This window comes from Marinobacter sp. DSM 26671 (assembly GCF_900112835.1).
GTDB lineage: Bacteria > Pseudomonadota > Gammaproteobacteria > Pseudomonadales > Oleiphilaceae > Marinobacter > Marinobacter flavimaris.
Window position 1 is genome coordinate 1 of the sequence record NZ_FONF01000068.1, and the last position, 1,482, is coordinate 1,482.

At 53.7% G+C, this 1,482-nt stretch carries 1 protein-coding gene; it reads left to right on the forward strand.

The window, feature by feature from the left end:
• The coding region (locus tag BM035_RS22745) for a hypothetical protein (RefSeq protein ID WP_175497458.1) at positions 1 to 572 on the forward strand (572 nt) is incomplete at its 5' end.
• Positions 573 to 1,482 lie beyond the last annotated feature (910 nt).

Consider the following 1,482-nt stretch of genomic DNA (forward strand, 5'->3'; position numbering starts at 1 on the left):
ACAAGTGCATCAAATTCGTTCCGGCCCGATGGGCCTCCACCGGACGGCTTTTTCTCCGCTTCGCTGCGCAAAAGCCGCCGTTTATGCAGGCGTTACAGGGAATTGCAAAGCAGGTCATGAGAAGGGAAGCGGTAGTCGAGCATATTGAGCTCAACCCTCTCGGAGAGTTCCGGATGGGTTGTGATGCCTACGGCATGACGATCAAAACGAATTTCGGTGAAATTGAGACGTTTAGGGATGTCCCGGTCATGATTGGACAAACCGATCACTCAAAGTTCGTTGAGCAGTCGTCATGCAAAGGTTATCTCCTTATCAAAGGTGCGTTTGCCACCTACATCGTGGATATCAAAGATCAAACCATTAGTGTTTACAGAGCTACCGTGCGTGGCGTTAACAATGAGTGGTGTGACGAAAACCCGATCTACGGCAAAGAAACTTGTCACGTACAGGGCTTTAGCCGTCACTACCATCTCCAGTTTCCCTTCGTAAGAAAGGATCGTTTCCATCAGGTTTTCGGAGACTACGAAGCCCTGCGTAGGCGCCAAATTCAGGAGCTGACCAATGCCCTGTAACAAGTCAATCAAGTTCGTTCCGGCCTTCGGCCTCCACCGGACGCCCCTGTCGGGCCGCCGCTTATTTCAGCGTTAAAGGCCTTACTCCGGTGTTCTTGGGTTTGGTGTTTTGCCGCGGCTTGGGTGGTTGCCTGCAGGCAGAAAACAGCCCTCAGTCTGGCAACGGTTTTGGCGGCCAATCAGAAGTTTAGGTCGGGGGGCAATCCGGCGCATTCCCTGGAGGAAATCCTCTCATACGGTGCTCTGGTTCCTGGCGGCATGAGTCAAGTTGGTACAAAGTATCCGGAGTGGGCATTCAGCATTGAGTGCCAATACAAAACAACGGGTAACCGGCCCTTAACCAGTCGGTCAACCGGACGCCAAAAGCGTACCGCTTTTGGTTCCCTCCGCTGCGCTCCGGCGCCGGTTACCTCAGCGTTATAAGCCAAGGCATCGGTCATTTTTATAGTAGCTGGGTGCATGGGCCTTGGCGGCAAATTCGGTGGTAGCTTTTGGTTTCGCATCGTTGCCAAGGCCAGCAACTCTGTCGCCCAATTTGGAAACCAGCGTTGGCATCTTTCGGGTTATCGGCAGGGTGCCCAGGTTGTGGGGCTGTTCACCGCAAAATTTGCTCGGGACGGGTAGTTTGGTGGTTAGTATCGGTGCCGGATCACGAGCCGATGCGGGGCTTCTTTGGCGTTCGCATGCAAGCCGAGAAGCAGGGCTGGAAACCAACGGGTGAACCGGCTTCTAACCAGTAGTTGTAGTACGTTCCGGGCCGACGGCCCTACACCGGACGCCTACTACGCTGCGCTCCGTAGTCGCCGCTAAACAAAAGCGTTACAAGGTCAACTGAAAGGTAGTTCAAGTGGTTACCTGCTACTTAAAGTACGTTATAGATCCCTACAAAGCCGCCGAGTTCGAGCGCTAC